This is a genomic window from Paenibacillus terricola (assembly GCF_014779765.1).
GTDB classification, from domain to species: Bacteria; Bacillota; Bacilli; order Paenibacillales; family Paenibacillaceae; genus Paenibacillus_T; species Paenibacillus_T terricola.
In genome coordinates, this window is the sequence record NZ_JACXZA010000005.1 from 448,002 (window position 1) to 469,026 (window position 21,025).

At 53.2% G+C, this 21,025-nt stretch carries 15 protein-coding genes; 2 read left to right on the plus strand and 13 right to left on the minus strand.

What is annotated here, in order from left to right; genetic code table 11:
* Positions 1-66 precede the first annotated feature (66 nt).
* From H8B09_RS20890 to H8B09_RS20910, 5 genes are all read right to left on the minus strand, one after another.
* On the minus strand, positions 67-1,692 hold the full coding sequence (locus tag H8B09_RS20890; protein WP_191205493.1) for an extracellular solute-binding protein: 1,626 nt from the start codon (positions 1,690-1,692) through the stop codon (positions 67-69).
* 280 nt (positions 1,693-1,972) lie between these two features.
* Positions 1,973-4,204 carry a helix-turn-helix domain-containing protein gene (locus H8B09_RS20895; RefSeq protein ID WP_191205494.1) on the minus strand — a complete coding sequence of 744 codons (2,232 nt, stop codon included), beginning with the start codon at positions 4,202-4,204 and terminating at the stop codon, positions 1,973-1,975.
* A gap of 265 nt (positions 4,205-4,469) precedes the next feature.
* Positions 4,470-5,354 (minus strand): D-alanyl-D-alanine carboxypeptidase family protein, encoded by an 885-nt coding sequence (locus tag H8B09_RS20900; protein WP_397376088.1) that lies wholly within the window; start codon positions 5,352-5,354, stop codon positions 4,470-4,472.
* 117 nt (positions 5,355-5,471) lie between these two features.
* A complete protein-coding gene (locus H8B09_RS20905; RefSeq protein ID WP_224753821.1) occupies positions 5,472-6,929 on the minus strand; it encodes an HD-GYP domain-containing protein in 1,458 nt (485 codons plus the stop codon).
* A gap of 29 nt (positions 6,930-6,958) precedes the next feature.
* Positions 6,959-7,843 carry a multicopper oxidase family protein gene (locus H8B09_RS20910; protein ID WP_191205496.1) on the minus strand — a complete coding sequence of 295 codons (885 nt, stop codon included), beginning with the start codon at positions 7,841-7,843 and terminating at the stop codon, positions 6,959-6,961.
* 377 nt (positions 7,844-8,220) lie between these two features.
* Here H8B09_RS20910 and H8B09_RS20915 point away from each other — a divergent pair, with 377 nt between their 5' ends.
* Positions 8,221-9,522, plus strand: a complete 1,302-nt coding sequence (locus tag H8B09_RS20915) for a Rossmann-fold NAD(P)-binding domain-containing protein (protein WP_191205497.1) — start codon at positions 8,221-8,223, stop codon at positions 9,520-9,522.
* A 109-nt stretch (positions 9,523-9,631) separates the two neighbouring features.
* On the opposite strand, the gene H8B09_RS20920 is transcribed toward H8B09_RS20915, so the two are convergent.
* Positions 9,632-10,666 carry a globin-coupled sensor protein gene (locus H8B09_RS20920; RefSeq protein WP_191205498.1) on the minus strand — a complete coding sequence of 345 codons (1,035 nt, stop codon included), beginning with the start codon at positions 10,664-10,666 and terminating at the stop codon, positions 9,632-9,634.
* A gap of 173 nt (positions 10,667-10,839) precedes the next feature.
* On the opposite strand from H8B09_RS20920, the gene H8B09_RS20925 reads away from it, so the two are divergent.
* Positions 10,840-11,712 (plus strand): SDR family oxidoreductase, encoded by an 873-nt coding sequence (locus tag H8B09_RS20925; protein WP_191205499.1) that lies wholly within the window; start codon positions 10,840-10,842, stop codon positions 11,710-11,712.
* Between the two features lie 63 nt (positions 11,713-11,775).
* Here the strand turns inward: H8B09_RS20925 and H8B09_RS20930 are convergent, their stop codons facing one another.
* The 7 genes from H8B09_RS20930 to H8B09_RS20960 all read right to left on the minus strand — a co-directional run bounded on the left by H8B09_RS20930 (position 11,776) and on the right by H8B09_RS20960 (position 20,958).
* Positions 11,776-11,916 (minus strand): hypothetical protein, encoded by a 141-nt coding sequence (locus H8B09_RS20930; RefSeq protein ID WP_191205500.1) that lies wholly within the window; start codon positions 11,914-11,916, stop codon positions 11,776-11,778.
* Between the two features lie 255 nt (positions 11,917-12,171).
* Positions 12,172-12,891 carry a phytanoyl-CoA dioxygenase family protein gene (locus H8B09_RS20935; RefSeq protein ID WP_191205501.1) on the minus strand — a complete coding sequence of 240 codons (720 nt, stop codon included), beginning with the start codon at positions 12,889-12,891 and terminating at the stop codon, positions 12,172-12,174.
* Entirely contained in the window at positions 12,888-15,332 is a 2,445-nt protein-coding gene (locus H8B09_RS20940) for an SAM-dependent methyltransferase (protein ID WP_224753822.1), read from the minus strand. Before H8B09_RS20940 ends, H8B09_RS20935 begins: the two co-directional genes overlap by 4 nt.
* A 4-nt stretch (positions 15,333-15,336) precedes the next feature.
* Complete coding sequence (locus tag H8B09_RS20945; protein ID WP_191205502.1) at positions 15,337-17,160, minus strand: hypothetical protein; 1,824 nt, start codon at positions 17,158-17,160, stop codon at positions 15,337-15,339.
* A complete protein-coding gene (locus H8B09_RS20950) occupies positions 17,157-18,866 on the minus strand; it encodes a DNA repair protein RecN (RefSeq protein ID WP_191205503.1) in 1,710 nt (569 codons plus the stop codon). Before H8B09_RS20950 ends, H8B09_RS20945 begins: the two co-directional genes overlap by 4 nt.
* A gap of 216 nt (positions 18,867-19,082) precedes the next feature.
* Positions 19,083-20,186, minus strand: coding sequence for a toxic anion resistance protein (locus tag H8B09_RS20955; protein WP_191205504.1), 1,104 nt, complete (start codon positions 20,184-20,186; stop codon positions 19,083-19,085).
* Between the two features lie 43 nt (positions 20,187-20,229).
* Positions 20,230-20,958 carry a hypothetical protein gene (locus H8B09_RS20960; protein WP_191205505.1) on the minus strand — a complete coding sequence of 243 codons (729 nt, stop codon included), beginning with the start codon at positions 20,956-20,958 and terminating at the stop codon, positions 20,230-20,232.
* Between the last annotated feature and the right edge of the window lie 67 nt (positions 20,959-21,025).

Here is a 21,025-nt window from a genome sequence, read left to right on the forward strand (position 1 = left end):
CTTATCGCACCCGCGCATTCATGGCCTCACGTCCCTGCCCAGAAACATCAGGTATTGCCGCTTATATTATTTCTTCATCGCTGCGTAAGCCGCCGTACGCTCGTCAATGATCGCTTGGCCGCCGTTTGCAAGATATTCTTTGATCATTTGATCGTATGTGCTATCGAATTGATCCGGTTTCGACATCGCCAGTTTTACGATAATCTCGTTAAACTTGTCGAGCAGCGCCGTGCCATACTTCGCTTGCGCCTCGATTGGCTTGTCGAACAGAATTGGCTTGATCGTATCCGAACGGGAGATCGAAAGGGCTTTACGCGTATCTTCTTGGTACTTCTCAGGCATGCCGACAACGTAAGCTTCCACGTTCTTGTCCGCATCGCCGAGCTGCTTGCCGTTGGAGATAATCGTCATGTCACCCGAGTTGTAGAGGCGGTTCTTCACATCGTCAGGCGCATCCAGCTTCATGACCGGAACGCCGTTCACGAGCGTGTGGTTCTCGCCTTCAACGCCGTTCTGCATCTTGAACAGATTGTCGCCCGATGCCATCCAGTCGAGATATTTGACCGCTTCAGCTGCATGCTTGCTCGCTTTCGGAATCATGATGTACATGCCGATTGGCGCATATTCCGGCTTCGGATGTTTGCCTTCCTCATTCGTGTAGACGTCTACAGCATTAAGAACTGCGTTTGCATTGTTCTTCTGAAGCGTTGCGTACATGCCGTCTGCGTAGTATGGGTTCATGTCGTCTTCGCTGAAGAAGCCGACCAGCCCTTTGGTCACATTTTCGCTCAGCTTCGTTTTGTCCTTATCCAAGCTGAAGTCTGGGCTCATAAGTCCTTCGTTATAAAGTTTGTTCATGAACGACATAGCGTCTTTGAAGCCAGGGAGCAGAATCGGATAATCGCGGGAGCCGAGTTGCTGCGTCAGCGTATAGCTCTGCTCTTCCGTCATCGGCTTAATGAACGACCAGATCAACGGCTCATATTGCGCCGGAGCGATCGACATGCCTAGCGGGATTACTTTGCCGCCTGTTTGGCCTGGGTCTTTCTCTTTGAATGCTTTCAACGTGTTGTAAAGCTCATCCGTCGTTTGCGGCACTGGCAGACCCAGTTTATCCAACCAGTCTTGGCGGATGAACGACGAGTATTTGCCCAAGTGCGAACGCTTCGCCGGAAGTCCGAATTGTTTGCCTTCCAATTGGCCGTAAGCCAGCGTATCTTCCGTCAGGAATTTCTTGAGGTTCGATCCATACTGATCGAGCAGCTCCGTCAGATCCGTTAAGCCGCCTTGCTGTGCGTATCGATAGAACGTGCCGGAATCGTATGTGAACACGATATCAGGAACATCGCTTCCGCTTGCCATAAGAACGTTCAGTTTGTTTACTTCTTCCGAACGAGGAACCGGAACGAACTGTACATTAATGTTGTTTGGTTTGCCGAAGTTGTCTTGTACGAAATTCGTTAAATAGTTGTTCGTAATCGTACTGCCTTTAGGCGAGTTGCCGCGATCGAACACCTCTACTTTTAATGTAGACGCCTTCGAGGACCCGCCATCCGTACTAGCGTTCGTGCCCGAATCGGTGTTGCTGCTGCCGCCGCCGCAAGCAGCCAATACCATTGATGCTGCTACAGTCAGTGCAAGCGCTGCGCTTGCTTTTTTCTTGGAGCTTGCCTGCTTCAACTTCTGAACCATGGTTACAACCCCTTTATGTGTTGTTAGTGCTCCCGGTTCGGTGCAACTTTGTAAACGCATCCAAAGCATCGTTAGCCGCCTCGTACCGGAATGCACTCAGTATGTCATGCTGTGATTGACCGGGGCAATAAACTAGTTTCCTCGGAGCAAACCGATGAGCAGAACGTTGATTTGACGCGGTTTTCTGCCTACGGATACACTGTTTTCCCGATATAAACTAAAACTCGGGCGGCACTTGTCCGCCCGAATAAACTAATCTCCTAAACCGTATTCAAGCCATTTACGCCTGTGGAACGGAAGGGCGCATTTTGAGCTTACGGAAATCGCCCGGCGTCACGCCGACCGTCCGTTTGAATACGCGTCCAAACGTAATCGAGTTAGCATACCCAACTTGAAGTGCAATATTTTGCACCGTTTCTTCCGTATCCGCAAGCAGACGCTCGGCATGCTGCATCCGAAGCTGCACGAGATAATCGACGAACTTCATATCGTACTCCAGCTTGAACAGATGGCTTGCGTATTTGCCTGATATTTGGAACCGATCGCTAAGATGCTTGAGCGACAAGTCTGGATCTGCGAAATTCTCTTGAATATAGCCACGTATCTCGGTGACCATTGCTTTGTAGCTTTTCGTCTCGCTAACCGCGACATACGTGCGATAAATTTCTGTCATCCATTCGAGCAGCCGCGTCTCCATCTCGGCTAACGAACCCGCTGCGAGCAGACGTTTATGCCACGCCTCGGCTTGTTCTCCTTCAAAGCAGTCGCGCAAACTATCGGACAGCTCCTTCAGCTCGCGTCCTAGCATGCCAAACAACAGCTCAATTAATGAACGAATGTCCTCGTCTTTAGGTGCACTATTCTCCAGTTGGATAAACATAAAGTCCACTCGCTCCCGCCAGCTCTCATTAGCCAGACGGAATGCCCCTGCAATATCGGCGCACATCCCCATGTAATCGAACATTGTGGTCTGTCCTTCGCGAGGGAGACTATCCATAACCATAACGGCATTATGACCGATCGCCAGTTGGTGCTCCATTGCGGATGACGCCGTCTTGAAGGCTTGGTCCAGCCCGCTCCAATGCGATTCGATGGCGCCGATCCCGAACGAAAGCGATAGATGCAGATGCTCCGCAACCCAATTACGCGCATTTGCAGCAGCGCTTCTCATCTGTTCCTTCATGGAGGAAGAGCCCGCCTCGTCAGGGGAACTTAGAATGAATGCGATCGTATCCGGCGCAATCCACTCTCCCCAGCCATCCATTCCTTCGTTATGAGCCAACTCTTGGATCACATTGCCCAGCGCATACTTCAGCATGTTCTGCTCGGCTGGCGAATAGAGCTGCTGGAATTGTTCATGCCCATCTAGCCGTGCCAGCAGAACACCATACTGACCGGCATCGTCTGATATCTGATCCAGTCTGGCAACCCGTTGTTCCAGCCCTTCTGAACGGACGCCTCCGATCAAATCAAAGAACAGCTGGCGGCGTTGGATGAGCGTGCTTTCGCGCTGCTCTTTCTCATAGTCCATCGTCTGGTGAATCAGTTTCTCGAGTGTACGGTCAATCCGTGACAGGTCGTCCATCTGCATAGGTGCGCCATCACTGCGCAGCTGCAGTGTCTGAATCCGAGTCATCATCAACTGAATCGGTTTATAATTTCGGCGCGTAATCCAAATGATATAAACGATAGCGCCCGCGAATGTCACAATCGCCAGGATCACCCAAACATAAGACACGACAGACACCCAGCCGAAGAGTTGGCCTGCTTGAATGCCGCTCTTGAACGTCCAGCCCAGCATATCGGACCGTACAGTCGTCAGCACCTTGCCATCGCCAGCCGAATCGGTACTGCTCGGATAAACCACGTTCCCTGCTCCATCCGTAATGTGCATGAATGACACGCTGTGGTTGGTCATGCTTCCGATCATTTTCTCGAGCTCGTACAAGTTCGCATTAATGACAATAAGCCCTGCATCGCCAAACGGCAAAGGTGCACGTTTGTACATGGATATAACTTCGACCGGCTTTGCGCCTGAATATTCCGCGTACGTCCGGCTTGGTGACCATCCGCGATTATCGAGATTAGCCATCGCCTTCTTGATGAACGCCTGATCTCCGAACGCCGACAGCTCTGTCTGACCGTTCTGCGTCAGAATGGCTCCGTCAGATTCGCGATATACATAGATCGACTGAATAAGTTCGTTGTTATCGATCATCGCGCGCAAGCTGCTGACGATCTCATACTTCGCATCGCGATTCGATTCACGATTCATAAAAGCAGAATAATTCACATTTTTAACAGCTTCACTTAATACCGTCATCTCCATCTCATGTACCGTTCGTTCGACGCTGTCAACCGTATAGCCGGTCGAAATCCGGTCCGCCTTCTCTGTCTCGGAACGTGATATTTCATTGATGGCAATAAATGATAGGAACAAGATAATCGTGAACGTTAGAACTAGAATGGGGAAATAGGAAAACAGCAACCGAAAGTACCAATTACGCAGCATATATGAAACCCTCCTAAGCAGGTTACTACGAAATAATGGAAACGCTGTCATTTTACGTTTTAAGGGAGGTTAAGCGGTTTACTTCACACTGACCATTGTAGCATACGGATTGGGAGAGAGAAACAATGAGGGGATCATTAAACAAAACAAAAAGCTGCGAAAATTAAGCATATCGCTTAACTTTCGCAGCATGATTAGTCGGTTAAACATTGCATAAGGTTATGACTAGAATCGGATCAAAATGTATCATGCCCTATCGTATCTACTATGCAGCGTGTTGTTCCGAATATTCTTCAAGCGTCAATCCGCCAGCATGGATCAACTCTGCGAGATCAACGCCGACGTAGCGTAAGTGCCACGCCTCATATTTGTAGCCCGTTACATCTTCCTTGTCTTGCGGATAACGGATAATAAAGCCGTATTCCTGCGCATGGTCTGCCAGCCAATTCGCCTCATCCGTGCCAGCGAAGCAATCCTCTGCTGCGCATTTGCCGTCCTTGCCGGATACATCCATCGCTAGACCCGTCTGATGCTCGCTGAAGCCTGGCTTTGCGCTATAACGCGATGCAGCCTCAAGCCCGTCGCGCTTCACATAGTTATCGAAGAGCGTACGCTGACGGGATTCCGAACGATAGCCCGATACGCCAGCCAGTTCTACGCCATCCTTCTTCGCCGCATCGAACAATTCCTTTAACGCATCCGCTGCTTCACGGCGCATTTTACGTTTATCATTTAGTTCGCTGAATATAAACGCTACGTCCGGATACACAAGATCATCCGGCTCATAACCTTCCGGGAGACGATGCGTCTTGTTTACGAGCACTGCAACAGACTTCGGATCCGATACGGTGATCGTATCCTTGGACCCGCTGTCCCCCTTGCTGCCTGACGTTTGGCCGCCCGACGCTTGTCCATTTCCTGTATCCTTGCCAGTCGATCCATTGTCAGATTGTGAAGGCTTGTCCGTTTCTTGCGACGAATTATCCGTATTATCGGAACCTGATGCCGTACCGTTATCCGGTATTGCCACCGAATCACTTGGCTGCAAGCTATCATCCGCTGACGAATCCTTGCTTGTCAGAACCACATACGAACCGCCAATAACAAGAGCCACCCCGATGAGGGCGGCCCATATCCTTTTGCTCATCATGCGCTACCTCGTTTTCTATGAAGTCTATGAATATACTTTTCTATTCATATAGACGACATAGTTCGAGTTAAGTTGCGCTTTGGAAGTATGCATATTGTGGTTGATTCACCGATTCCTTCAGGTACTGGAACCAACAAGCTGCTGCGCTTGCTGTACACCGCGGTCTGTACCTGACATTTGTTCGAAAAAGTCTTGATCCTCTTCCACTAGTTTCATCCAGGCATCCACGCACATCGGATCGAAGTGAACACCGCGTTCCGACGCGATAATTGCAATCGCCGCCTCGTGAGACATCGCCTGCCGATATGAGCGTGACGAAGTCAATGCGTCGTATACGTCAGCAACAGCCGTAACACGTGCCAGCAGCGGGATATGGTCGTGCTTCAGACGGTCCGGATAGCCTGTACCGTCCCATTTTTCATGATGATTGCGAATAATCGTCAGCTCTTCCTTCATAAAACCAAGCCGTTTGCACACGTCATAACCGGCCAACGGATGGCGCTCAATAATATCTCGTTCAAAAGGCGTTAATTTGCCAGGCTTGTTCAGAATCGAATCCGGCACCTTCAGTTTCCCTACGTCATGCACGATGCCGCCAAGCGCGATGGCGCGAAGCTGCTCCGCATTCAATCCCATTCGCTCGCCTAAGCGAAGCGCATACAGCGCAACTCGATAATTGTGTCCGGCCGTGTAGGCATCCCGTCTCTCGGTTGTCACGATCAGCGCGCGAACGTTCGGGGATAAACAGGTTTCAATCCATTCACGCGGATTCGCACGGAACAGCCCAAGCAGCGACGAACCCGCCGCATCCTGTGCCCAGTACTGACGCATAACGCCGATGATCATGAACACCACGGATATGAGCAATGTCACGTGATATTCCCACCAGCTAATGTGCCACATCTTTCCAGTCACCATAATGAATTGCGAGACTATGAGCAGCCCGCAGCTGTGCACGAGCATGAAGTGGAGCGGCGACCCCCAAGCTAGATACGACTGCCAGTACCGCCTCATCGTCCAACCTATCAGTCCGATTTCAACAATAGACTGCGCGCTTTTGAACCATTCATTCGTAACCAACCCGCTATGAATCCATTCCGTGTGCGTGAACAGCAACGAACAAACAATGAACAGAAGGAGCGTCCACATCGGCAGCAGCATCACATTGTGACGCGCCAGCAGCCGAATGACCAGACGGTCACTCGACATCGAAGACAACCACAACCAGAACACTGCAAGGCTTAAGCTGAGCTGTGCGGCAGCAGTCGGCAGACTCGATGCATGCACTAGAAAACCAGGCGTGGAGAGCCCATGTAAGGTAAACACTTCAGCAAGCGAAATATAGGCAAGCGAGACGAACGTTACCTTCACGTTACGCATCCGAATGCCGGCAATCCCAACTGCCAAGGCCAAAATAAAAGCTATAGCCGCGACCGTGCTAACGATATAGAAATGTCCTGTCGGCGCCTTGAAGGTATGATCCATTGAACTAAAGCGGTATAGCAGTCCATAGCCGATCAGCGGCAACAGCATAACGATTAGAAGTGTGTTGCGAATTACTGCTTTGCTCCGCAAAAGCTCGTACCTCCATTCAAGTGGGATGGTTAGTAGTGGATGAACGTGAACATCCCTCCAACTTGCGAGGTGAAATTGTTCGCGTTATGGTGCGGAATGTGGCAGTGAAATGGCCAACGACCCGGATTATCCGCAACAAATTCAATATCTCTGGTCTCTCCGGAAGCAACGCTGATCGTGTTCATTAACGGACGGCTCCCTGGAAGGAGCTTGTTGCCGTCGAGCGCTGTCAATTGAAACTGATGGCCGTGCAAATGCATCGGATGAGCATCCATCCCTATACTGCCGAGCCGAATGCGTACTCGATCGCCCTGCTTCGCTATCATGGGCCGAACATGCGGAAAACAACGGCCGTTCATGGTGAAGAAATTAAAGTTATCGCTGTACGGATCAATCCGATAACGTCCCTTCACCAGCTCCCCCTTGGACAGTCCAAGCAGACGAAATTGCTGGAGCATATACACATAATCGTGCGCGATTCCTTTCTCATTCGGGTCCATAATGACCAGCATGCCGCCAAGTCCATTAGACATCTGACGAACGACATCGACATGCGAATGATACATATGCGTGCCGGGCCGATTCGTAATCTGAAAGCGATATTCGTAATGCTGGCCTGGTTGAATGAGCGGCGTTGGCTCAATGCCTGGAACGCCGTCCATCGTGTTCGGCACATCGAGTCCATGCCAATGTACAGAAGTTGGCACAGGGAGACGATTGTCAACGCGTATCATAACGTCATCGCCCGTGCGGACAACGATCAACGGACCCGGAATGGAGCCGTTATAGCCCCAACCTTCCATCCAAATGCCCGGCAGCAGTTCTTGAGTGACCGGCTCGGCCCTCAGCTCAAACAGCTTCACGCCCCCGTCAATTCGGCAAGGCAGAATCGGCAAATCTGGCGCAACGATCATCGCAGCACTCCCCCGTTTCTGAAATCAGCCATCTAAGTCCAGTTCGGTTTTCAGCACCAAGAAGGTTGGATGCAGCAGGGAATGAGGATCGGAGCGTAGTGATGTGCTACGTGAGAACCGGAAGTCTCTGCTCCATTCAAGATTCGCTGCCGAATTCACTTCTCGTGTTGCTTCGTGATCAAAAGCGGACTTTAAGCGGATACCATCAACGTGAAACATATGCTCTCTACCTTGATTTATACCTGACAATATTGCTGTCGTAAAGTAAAAGTTTCCAATAGAGGTGCGAATCTGTCCTGCCTGTCCGCTCTTGCAACAGTCGTTTTAATAGTTTGCGGAATAGGATGTACAAATTCGAATTGGAAGGAGGCGAAAGGATGGACAACCCTTTCGTCATAACAGTACTCGGAAGCTCGGGAGGCGTCGCTCGGGCTCTGCTTACGCTGTTCGAGCATTCCTTATTGGACGAGCACGCCCCGCTTCATCATTATCTTAGCAATGCCAAAATTCACGGTATCGACCGTGAGCAAAAACCGCGCAGCTATTACCGCGAGTTTGCGCCCGAACTCTCTTCCCGTCTCAAACTGCATCAGCTTGACCTCACGCATGCCGAATCGCTCAAACAGCACTGCATGCGCACCAAGACTCAGCTCGTCATCGACCTGTCATGGGCCGATACGCGCAGCATGATCGATTGCTGCGATGAGCTTGGCATCGCCTACGTGAACACGGCGCTCGAAGATACTGAAGTGGACGAAATGCCAGAAGTGGAAGCTACCAGCCTACTGGAGAGGATCGACCGTTTCGAGAAGGTCGAGCACACGTTCAAGCAGGTGAGAGCAATTGTATGCTCGGGCATGAATCCCGGCGTTGTGCAATGGATGGCTGTGAAGATGATGAAGGAGAACAAGGAGCAGATGCCGCGCGCGATCTACGTTGTCGAGAAGGACGATACGTTCTACGCAGACCGTTCGCTTGCGAAACCGAAGACGGTCTATGTGACATGGTCGCCGGAATGCTTCCTGGAGGAAGCGATCTCGAACTACCCGGTTTACTCCATCAGCGACACGACTTATATGCTGTACGATGATGTCTATAACCGTGAGTATACGGTTCGTCTCGGAGATTTAGAGTTCTCTGGCTGCATTATGGCACATGAAGAGACGATTGCGCTCGCCGAAGACTATGAGCTGGAGACGGCGTTCATCTACCGTGTCAACGACTATACAACGGAACAAATCCAGGATAATCTCGACAACGTCGATGATCTGTGGGAATATGACCAGAAGCTGCTTCACCCGGATGATGGCGAGCTCGAAGGTTCCGACCTCGTCGGCGTACTGCTTGTCTATGATGATCATGAGCGTTACATGTACAATGTCGTTAAGAATGCGGATGCTTATGCAGAGTTCAAAACGAATGCGACTTACGTCCAAGTCGCTAGCGGTGTATACGCTGCTGCTGCTGTTATTCTGCTTGATGGGGTCGCGCCTGGCGTCCATTGGGTTCATGATCTCACGGAGGCGGAAGACAGCCGCTATGGCGACTATGTTACCTACTATTTGCGCGAGTTTGTAACAGGTACGAATGAAGGTACCGATGGCTTGCTGCTCGCACGACTCGTAGACGACGACGATGAAGATGAAGAAGACGAAGAAGATGATGTTCCGACATTGTAACAACAGCATTGTTGTTATGAACTTCTGCCCTTTATATGACGAAAATCCGCGGTCCCGTTAGCTGCATTACGCTATCGGTATCGCGGATTTTCGTTATGGGCCTATTTGTTTAAGCCTGCTGCAGCTTCCCAAGCTCCGATGCAACGGACTCTATCATTTGAATGAACGCTGCGAGCTCCTGCGAGCTTGCTGCTTGTCCTTCGGCAAGCTTCAACGTTGCATCGCTGCCGGTACGGACATGCTTCAGCGCGTTGTCGATGTCTCTCAGTTTCGTCTGGATCACATCAAGCGAGCTCTTCGAGTTCGCAGCCAGCTTGCGGATTTCATTCGCGACAACAGCGAATCCGCGCCCCTCATCGCCTGCACGCGCCGCCTCGATCGAAGCATTGAGTCCAATCAGATGCGTCTGGTCCGATACATCCTTCATCGCGGAGCCCAGCTCGCCAATCGCTTTCACATGCTCATTGAGCGCCAGCACCTGTTCGTTCGAGCTTCGCTGAAGCTCGGCTGTATGAAGCGCGGAATGTGCCATCGTCTTGCTGCTCGCCGTCAGCTCCATGATCATCGTCGACAGCTCCTGGACCGCCGCGTTGACGCGTAGCAGCAAATGCTCCTTCTGGTCGACCATCTGCTGAATTTTGTCCTTTTCGCCTTCCTCATACGCCTCAAGCACGATCTGCGAATCCAGATTGAACAGCTTGCTGAGCGCAAGCACAATAACCGGCCACTGCTCCGAAGATTCCTTCTTCAACCAGCCTGTTGCAATATCAAGGTAAAGCATATACGTGCCCAAATACCAGTTCGTCGTCAATCCAATCCGAGAGTGAATGCGCCCAATATGCAGTCTCCGCTCAAAAAAAGCTTCGTCGATCGTCCCGTCCGTCAGCGACTCGAAATACCAGCGCTGCGTTTCCTTCAATCGCTCTAATGTACTATGCCGTTCAATAAGAGCCGCAAGCTCTTTCTCTTTCATCAACCGATCATATAGTTCATCGACAACCTTATTCGTAATGCGCTTGAACAGCTCGCGCTGCTCCTGCAGCAGTGACAAATCCTCTTCGCGAATGCCAGTATACGTTACCTGCTGAAGACGTTGGCCTGTCAATTTGATGCCGTTCTTTGCGTGCCGCCATATCGTATTCATCACTATTCTCCTCCAGCCGAAGCCCCTTGTTCCTGTACCTCTCAATATCGGCTCATATCCATGCAATAATTAGTTAAATGTAACATGGATCACGATTTAAGCGTATAGTTTCATCTGAAATCCTCATAATAAGGGCGAAATTTACAACGATTCCTTCAAAGGGGGTTTAGGCATTGAGTCCTTCCCAACCGCAGAAGCATCAAGTGCTTCCTCCGCAGCATCAGAACCGGCAGCCCGGCATTGAATCCGAGATGAATCCGCTGCCCGCTTTTGAATCGCCGTCCTATAAACCCGCTGGCAAGCTTCAAGGCAAGTCCGTCCTCATTACCGGCGGCGACAGCGGCATCGGCCGCGCGGCAGCCGTTGCGTTCGCCAAGGAAGGCGCCGACGTTGCCATCATCTACTTGGACGAGCACGAAGATGCGCAGGCAACAAAATCGATCATCGACGGCCTAGGCCGCCGCTGTCTGCTCATTGCCGGCGATATTGGCGACGAAGCTTTCTGCCAGCAAGCGGTTCAACAAACGACTGCCGCTCATGGGGGTATCGATGTGCTCGTCAATAACGCGGGCGAACAGCATCCACAGCAGAAATTCGAGGAATTAACGGCGCAGCAGATCGAACGCACGTTCAAGACAAACGTGTTCGGCATGTTCTATCTGACCCGAGCGGCACTTCCTCTGCTGAAAGCTGGAACTGCAATTATCAATACCGCATCCGTTACCGCCTACAAAGGAAACCCGCTGCTTATTGACTATTCGTCAAGTAAAGGTGCGATCGTGTCGTTCACACGTGCCTTAGCCGTTCATCTCGCCGATCGCGGCATTCGCGTTAACGGAGTTGCGCCAGGGCCCGTCTGGACGCCGCTTATTCCGGCTTCATTCGATGCGCAGCAGGTGTCCGAATTCGGCTCCGACACTCCATTGAAACGGCCAGGCCAGCCTTACGAGATGGCCGCCGCTTATGTATACTTGGCCTGCGACGACTCGTCCTACATGACAGGACAAATCATGCATATTAACGGCGGGGAAATCGTGAACGGGTGACGTTAATCGGCACAAAAAGGGGCTGATCCGTCCCGCACGCACTCGTGTCGGGGCCGATCAGCCCTATTTGTCCGCATGCCGTTTATCATCCCTTTGTCTTGCATCAACCGGGTCATCCTCGTTCAGTTCCGCGATCGATTCCGCTCGCTCGCTGCTCGCCACTACGATCAGTACGGCGATAATGCAACCAAGAGTGATGGACATAATCATTCGCCTCCCTCATTTCGCATAGGGCTGTGGTTGGTACTGCCAGACTATGCAAGTCGAGACGAGAAGATGACGCGATGTAAAACGTTAGGAAAACCTTTTTATAGAGGTGTTCATCAAGTCTGCTTTGGATCACGAAGCATCTTGAATGAAGCAGAGAGATCTCGCGTCAGATCGTTACGCTCCGATCCTCATTCCTTGCTAATATGACACCAAAAAGCCCGCCAGCAAGAGGCGGGCTTACAATTTCGATTAGGGAGCCTTCCCGTCTTCGATGCGAGCGATGATGCGATTCATAAGATCGACGCCCTCCGCGCGAGTTGCGGCTCCTTTGTATGAGAAACGCATATCCAGACTGATTCGAGTCACGCCGCTCTCATTCGGCACCGAGCCGTGGCCGATGTACCCGCCGTCGAAGATGAGCACTTCCCCGTAACGAACAGGTATTGGCGCATAATCTCCAGCTCCGTAGTCGCTTTCCAGCCACAACGTCGCCGTACCGTCCACGTCGGTGAAGGGCATCCAGAAATTAATCTGGTCGATTCGCTTCGTCACGATAATATCGTGATGGAAGCTGCTGACGCTCTCCGTACCTGGAAAATGGACGCGCATCTTCGGATGGCTGGAGTAAGAAAGCCCTCTGCCGACCAACGGAGACAGCACCTTCAGCATAAAGTGGCGGTACAGCTTATAGAAGGGCGAGTCGTCCGGCTGATCCTGCATCATCTTGCGGACGGTCAGGTTATCGTTAGCCGACAGACGCTCGCTAAGTCCCAAGGAACGCCGTTTCGCCTGCAAATATTCATGGAGCGCCGACAAGTTCCGAACCTTGTATACGTCCCGAATAAGCAGCTCGGCGAACGGAAAACGCTGCGTATCATACGCCAGAATGGTCCAAGGCTTGAGCGGCTTCGGGCCTTCCGCCGCCAATATCGCCCTGGCCTCGGCTCGCTGAGGACCGCCCATGCTCATAAGTGCACCTCTTGAAGAATGGAACGAAGACCGGCCAAATTTTTGACTGCTTTGTCCCAGCTATGCCACAGGAAGTGCCCGCCTTGACCGTTCGCTTCCGCCGCGATGGTAACCAAATGATCCCACGCCCATGGCGGAAGATTGAATTTCGGCAAAGACCGAATGAGCATCACGTCATGGTGGCCAATCGGCGCCATGCCGACGAGCGAGAACGATTCCATCGTATCCGACCGTCCCGTTCCGAACAGCATCGGGCGCAGCGTGATCGGGTCCAGCAGCATGGTCGCATCTCCGCGCGCCAACAGGCCGGCATCGGACTTCCAATTCAGCGTCGAAGCTTTCCCTCTGACGTTGTCCATCGCTTGGTCGTTCAGCATGAGCACCGCTCCGTCGTATGCCAGCCGATGCTGCTGCGAGCCTTTGCCATTGACCGCCCTTATTCGGTATTCGCCCTGCAGGTGGGGATGCACGTCGCCGATGATTTTGCCTGCGTACGGGACGGCCAACCCGTCCAAAGCGAATCCGTTCGCTTGGAACGCCACTTGGCCCTGAAACGGCTGCCCGTCGATCTCGATCGCCATGACCGGTGCGCTCTGGCCGGGATAATCCGGCCGAACGACGACCGAGACCGTCCGGCCACTGCCGTCTTTGACCCGGTACTCGCCGGCGATAGCGCTGAGCTGCGTGGCATGCGGCATGAAGTGTTCGAGAGCCGCCAAGCGATGCTGGGAACCCATGGTCTCCCCTTCCGGCCATATGGCGCCGACAAGGCGCCTTGCACCCTTCGGCGTGAGATCCGTATGGAAGAACCCGTTATTCGGATTGCCGTCCTCGGCATACCATCGGATGGAGCCCTTGCTGTAGCGCACGTGCTTCAGCGCCTGCCCATTCATATACACCGCTTGGTTGAACACCGTGCCCGTGCCGCCCGTTTGGATTCGGCCATGAAGGAAAAAGCTCAACTGGCGATCCTTCGCCAGATAGAATCCAGTCCAAGGGAACAGCGCGGTGCGCATCAGAATCGTAAGGTCTTCCGTTGCGACAGACCAATCGACCGTATAGCCGTTGCCGGCGCTCCAATCGTCCAGCGCCTTCCTGCGTTGGTTCGGCTCCGCTCGCTGCACCGCGCTATGGAGACCGCGAAGCACGGCTTTGTTGGTCAATAATGCCGTCAGCATCCGCGCCGAATCGGGCGAAGACTTCGCTCGGATCCCTTTGGCCGCGATTTGCATCGAGCCCGCGTCGCGACGCGAGAGCAGCGACTGGTCGCGAGGCGTCAGCCCCTTCATCGACCACTTCGCGACCGCGGCGGCCGGATCGCGAACATAGAGGTCCCGCAGCCCGCCATCTTCCCTTAGCGCGAGGATGAATCGGGCGGCGGCCGTATCTTCCTGCCAATAATAGGAGGACGGTACGCGGAAGCGTTCGAAATCGTCGAACGCCTTCATCTCTCGGGCTCCGTAACGGTCGATTTCCCTAAGCGGGCCCGTCGGCGACTTGGCCGTCTGGCCAGGCTGCAGCAAGCCAAGCTTCAGGAGCATGTTTTGGTCTGCGGCGGCGGCATCCTTCGGCGGCAAATAAAAGGTCGATATGCCCGTGACCGTCGTCTGCGTCTCTGGATCGCGCAGCGAACCGATCGTATGCTCGCCGATCAGCGGATCGATGCCCGGGTATCGGGAGCCGATGTAATGGATGACGGTATGATCGGCGCCATAGATGTCTTCCAAGTAATCGAGCAGGACTGCGAATCCGCTGTTCAAATAACCGGATCGCCGATAACCGAGTTCTCCGATCAACCCGACCTGCCAGAGCACGAGATGCAGGCCCGTATCCGGCTTGCGGCCGCGAATTAGCATGTCGGTGGCTTCATACATCTGCATGCCCGGCTGGCTCGGATCGACGCCAAGGTCCGCGCAGAGCGTATCGAGCGCGCTCACGCCGGCCCGCATGACCGCTTGATGGCCCTCGCGCCGCGCAATCTGGATCGCTCGATGCGTGGAGAGGACGAAGATGCCGGGATGGCCGTAGTAGATCGCGACGACTTTCTTGCCCTTTCGGACGTAGTGCAGAATCGCTTCGGTCATCTGCATATAGGTAAGATACCGAAGCTTCGAGTCGTCGTAGAGGACGTAAAGATCGTAAGCATCCGGACGAAGCGATTTGATCCAGACCGACGTCGCCGGATCGGCGACGCAATAGAACACGTACTCCGCCTCGTGAATAAGAATTTCGTCCGAGGACGTGAATCCGACCGCTTCGATGCCCGAGCCTATTATCGTCAATTCCCCTCGGGCAACGGCGGGAATGACGAGCTCTGGATCGTCGGTCATTCGCTCGCGCTCGGCAGCGATCGCCCCAGCTAGCTCGACCCACCTTTCGCCATGCGCTTGGCGCGTCGGGTAGCTTCGGACCGAGGAGGGAATCATTTGATCCGTTGACATCGCCTCAGCCTCCCTTCTTCAAATAGTCCATGGCTACCTGCGCGCCGACTTTGACGGGCAAATCGCGTCCCTGATACTGGTATCCGCCCAGTGCCTGAAAAGCCTGATACTTGTTGTTTCCGGTATACTGCGCGAGGGCGGCCACGGCGGCGTTCTCCGCATCGGTCGACCAGCGCCAATTCGTAGCCGCCTGGTCGGCCGCAGAGTTGCCGGCCATAATGATCGTGCTTACGGTCATCTCGATCGTGGCATTGTCCGCTTGCGACTGCTGCACGTAATCCGCGAACGTATTCCAGCGGGTCTGAAGAGAAACTTGTTCGTTGAGCATATAGTTGACGAGGAGGCCGAGTCCGGTCGACTCGCGCGGCTGCAAGTTTTGAATGCCTTGCTCGTCGGCGTGCCTCCAGGCTTGCAGCAGTTGGGCGGCCGACATGAAAGCCAAGTTGATGGCCAGCATCTCAGTCAGCGCCGGCAGAGCCTTCTCCATGATCCAGCCGCCGACTTTGTTGAGCAGTCCCCGGATCATGCCCGGCTGTACGTCAACATCCGTATCGATGTCGATGTCCACGTCGATGTCCACGTCGGTTTCCGTATCCGTCACAACGTCGATATCAATGTCAATGTCCACGTCAACGTCAACGTCGACGACCGCGAGGAAGTCAACGTCGACATCGATGTCAATATCAACATCCACATCGATATCAATGTCAATGTCGATATCAACGTCAATATCCACGTCAATGTCCACGTCGATGTCCACGTCAACGTTGACAGGATCGACGTCGTCGCCAATGCCCGAGCCAGGTCCGGCAGAGTCCCCCGTTTCGTTCGCCCACTGGCGGATATTATCGTACAGCTTGCTCAGGTTATCCTTCAAAAATTGCAGGCCGTTGCGGATGCTCTCCAGCATATGAACGGCCATATCGAGCGCCATCGCGATCTGCACCAGAGTGAATGCCCCGTACACCATGTCGTAAGCGACCGCGTACCACGGCACGCTCGGATTCTGATACGGCTGCGCGATCATTGCCGCGCCGTTATACGTGCCCACGAAACACATGCCGATCTGGTCCGGCTTGCCCTCCCATGCGAAATCGCGCGGAATGCTCGTCAGCGCAATGCCGTTCTTGTTATCAGCCCCGGCCGAGGTCAGCTTCGATCTGGCGAACAGAAGCGTCTGCGTGCTGCCGTCCGCAGCCGATGTATAGGCAGCGGTGCCGTTCGCCACCGTAATCGTTCCGACCTCGTCGGGCGGAACGATGAATCCGTGCGTATCGCTTTGCGGCTCATAGCAATAATAGGTGCCCGGGAACGCATAAAGCGAGTTGGTCGCCCAGAAGCTGACCATCGAGAAAATGCCGAAGTCGACGCCCGCATACCCGTTCGCGGAGAAGAAGCTTGCCGCCTGCCCGTTCAACTGCGTCGGATCCGTATTGTTCAGCACCAATTCGTTGAACTGCAGCGCAATCGGCTGGTAGGGCTGGCTTGAATACGATTGGTAGAACGTCCATGCCAGCGCCGTCGACTTCCCGTCATCGTCGGTTACGGTAACGGATTGGCTGTCAGGGTCGAGCGTGTCGACGATGGCGAGCTTAAGCGGAAAATCGTCGGTCGCGCGCGCAATCACGATACGAGCCAGCGGATTGCCCGTCGAGAAGCTTCCCGATTGATTGGAATCGACGGTGCCCAACTGCGTATAGACCGGATAGTAAGCATCGTGATCCAGCGACGGCGGATCCGATATCGGTTGGCTCATCGTCGAGAAGACGACAACCGTTCCGCTTCCGCTATTGCGAAGCGAGAAAGGGTAGCTCGCGGAACCGGTCATTCGATTACCTCAGGCTCAATAGGGTCCTCGCCGTTCTCGATATCGTTGGCGGAGCTGTCCATCTCGTCGGCGGTTTCCTGGAAATCGTCGATCGCCCGCTGCGAGTCTTGCAGCTGTTCGCGTAGATCGTCCGGAATGTCCATTTGGTCGATGGCCGTATTGACGGATGTTTTCACATCGCCAAGACTGTCCTTCACCGAACTGAAGTCGCCCGACTCTCTGGCTTCCTCTAAGTTTCCTTTGGCCTCTACGAGCTTGTTCATGGCATCCTCGAGCGAAGGATTCACCTCGATCTGCGCAAGCTCCTTGAGCTGGAATTCATACTCCTCAATCATCGCATCGTAATTATCCGCCGTTATTTCCTTTAGCGTATCGACGATATAATCGTTCACGCTGCTCACCGTCGCATCCAGGCTGTCGATATCCGGCACGTCGATTTCGTCCGAGTCTAAGCGGCTTGCATTGCTGCGCTCATCGTCAAGAGCGGCACGCCCGACATCGTCCGCCGATTGGTCAGCCTGCCTCTGTTGATCGTCGGTCGGGTCCTTGCCTTTGTTCTCGTTCGTCTTATCGTCCTGGAGCTTGTCCTTCTTCCCTGCGAACTTCGTCTTCAAGAAATCGTATGCCATCCAGATGCCCATAATTTTCAAGAACGAATTCACGAGATCGTCAAAGCTTTTCGGAACGAGGTTTTTAAGCCATTTGACGAACGCATCCTCCGGCTTTTGGCTCACGCCAATGACCTTGATGCCGTTGAGCGTGCCGACCAACGCCGGCCACAGCACCGAATCCTTCGCATCTTGGGTAAACTGGCTCTTCAGCGCGAACGTCCATTGCAAACAGATGGACGGCGTGTCGGCCGTCGCATCGTCGACCAGCTGCATGCTGCTGAATGCAAGCTTCTGGCTAGTGTCCGAATCAGGCGTGTAAGTAATCGTATAGCCGCTGTTCGGATCGTTCGGATCGGCTGGGTTAGGCGCGCTGGACGGACGGGACAGCTTAATCGAGCCGTAATTGACGACAGCGGATCCCCCGCTGGACGAGGAATTGGAGCTTGGCACGCCATACAGCCAGAACGTTCGTCCCGGGTTGCCGTCATCATCCAGACCCCATTTCCATGCAAATGCTTTCAAGTAGGTGCTGACTGCGAGATAGCTAGGAAAATCAAGCCCTTTGAAGCCTTTCGTACTGTTAAAATAGTCGGCGATCTTCTTCATCATATCGTCGACCGTCTTCTCTTTTTGCGCATCCGTTAATGCTTGCTGGAAATTTTTCGCGAGGTCCGTGGTTGGGTAGGCCATGAGGTGTTGACAGAATGTAAAGGCGAGGCTCATATTTTTGGCTGCGGCCGCAGTGACCGTAACGGGAGGATAGCCCATCGAATCAAAATCGAGCGCCACGCCGACATTCATGACGGGGAACAACGAATCAGGCTCGCTGATTAACAGCTGATACAGGTAATTCGGCTGCGTCTTCCCGCTGGAATCGGTGCGCGTGTCGTTCAGCGTCACCGTTCCTGTGCCGCCATTGGAAATAACTTGTCCGCCTTCGGCAAGGCTAAGCATTTTCAGCGACTGCTGGTATCCTTTCTTGGGCGAGTTGTTGGCGACATTCGTAGACGAATCGAAGGCATCCAACACGACGACCGGCTTTCCTGCGTTGTTCGTGATCTTGCACGCGGTGTTGACCGAAGAGGTAATAGACATTAATAATTCCTCCTTCTTTTTGAAACAAATTTGTAATAAGCGTATAAATTTTAATACAAGACAATTTATTCCATCCTCTTCGTTTTATTCCTTCCGCCTATACCTTGCCGCGACCGAATAATTTCTCGACACGATCCAACATCATGCGTTAACACAAAAATGGCGGCGCAGGGATCGCTCCCTGCACCGCCATTCTTCTATCGCTCTATATCCATTCTAGCTCAAAAACGAGCTGACGCTATTACTATCAGGCTGCTGCGCCGCGTTCAACGCCTTCGGCTGTTCGCCGCCATGTCCAAGACGGTTCGCCAGCTGCGTGTTGATCGTCGTCATTTTGTTCGTATAATCGTTGCAGCTGTCGATGATGCGACGGTTCGATTGCTCGGACAGATCAATCGCTGCCATCAGGTCCGTGATGGCCCGGTTAACGGCTTCCATCGACATCGATGGTTTCGCCAACAAGTCATTCGTCCGCTCCGTTGTCTGCCGAAGCAGGCGGGCATTCTCTTGGAACTGGTTCTCAATCGTTTTGTTTGTAGCATCAACGGCACTAATAACCTTCTCTTGGTCATTCAGCGCAAGTGCGATCATCGCCGACACCGTAATGAGATTGGACGTCTTATCGATCGCGTTGTTCACTGAATCGATAAGCTTATCGTTGTTATCATTGATGATATCCGTTGCTGCAATCGCTTGGTTGTACAACATGATCATCTCTGTCATCGACTGAATGCGCGTCACGACTTTGCGCAAGCCGCGCTCCAGTTGTGCCTTGCGGCCCTCGTTCTCCGGCTTTGCAATTTCAGCCTCGAACAGCTCCTTCAGCTTGTCGCCGAACGCGATCTTCGTCTGGAGCGAATAGATTTCCTCGAGTGAAGAGCGCTTCAGCTGGCGCATATTCACGATGCTTTCTTCAAGCGTATCTTTGCCGTCGCGCAAGCCGTTAATGATTACGTCGACGTTCGTTTTGACCGACTGATACTTGTAAATATAGTTCTTCAGCGGACTCTTACGAACGAGCTTGCCAATAAATCCGACATTTTTGCTCTGCTGGAGCGTCTCGCATTCGTTGCGGAGTTTCAGTATCATGTTGGATACTTCCGCACGACTGCCGCCCATCAGGTCATTAACCGGACGATCAAGCAGCTTAAGCGTTTGACCCGCTTTCTCTTGCGTCTTCATGCCCAGCTTGCCAATCTCGTCCATCAAGGAATCCAGCTGTACGGAATCCGTCTGCGCGACCTGACCGATCAGGCGCGATGCTTCCTGTACGACCTGTTGTTCGTCTTCTTTCTTCAACTGCACGAGCTGTGTTGACATATCGATTGCCTCCTTTACGATAAGGGGAAAATGGATGGCTCGATTAGAGCTCCGATTGCTTATAGCGTTGGTGGATAAGCTCAGCCTTCGTCTGAAGCTCCAGCAAATCCTTATGCTCAACCGTCGAGACGATATCGTTAATCTTCGAGTTGACGTCCCGCAGGCCATTAAGCAGCATGCGTCGGTTCTGACTCTTCATCTCGCCGCTCAGACGTAGGAATGGGTTGATGACACCGTTCAAGTCTTTGAGCACAAGTCGGCGAACCGTATGATTGATGTTACTGTCGCTAAGCTCACTCAGCAGCGGAATAACACGTTGAACCCGTGCGAATAATGCAAGCGACTTATCGACGATCTCGCTGTCGAGGTTGTTCTTCTGGCCTTCGGAAATAATCATATCCTCTAGCACCTGCAAGTACTCCACAACCGACTCGAAGCCCTCCGGAATGGAAGATTCCTGTTGTGGCTGTGGACGTGCCGCCGCCTGGCCTGAAGCTGCGGAGATCGAAGCTTGCGGCGGCAGGGCACTAGGTGGCATGAATGGCGATGGACTCGGCTGCTGTGGCTGCTGAGATGGCAACGGCTGCGCGCCATTGGACTGATCTCGATTCAAGCCCGGCGGGTTATTGCCATTCGGACGCGTCGGGATCAAACTGCCAACAATTGCGCCACCCGCAGGCAGCATAAGCGACAGCACCTCAGGCAGCGCGAAACCCGTTATAACAGCAGCGACGTAGCCGACTGCAGCGCCGATTAGTGTATTTTTGTTCACGGACGATTCCCTCCACTACTGGACTGGACACGTAGTCTCTTCCCTTATTGTAGGAACCGCCACAAGC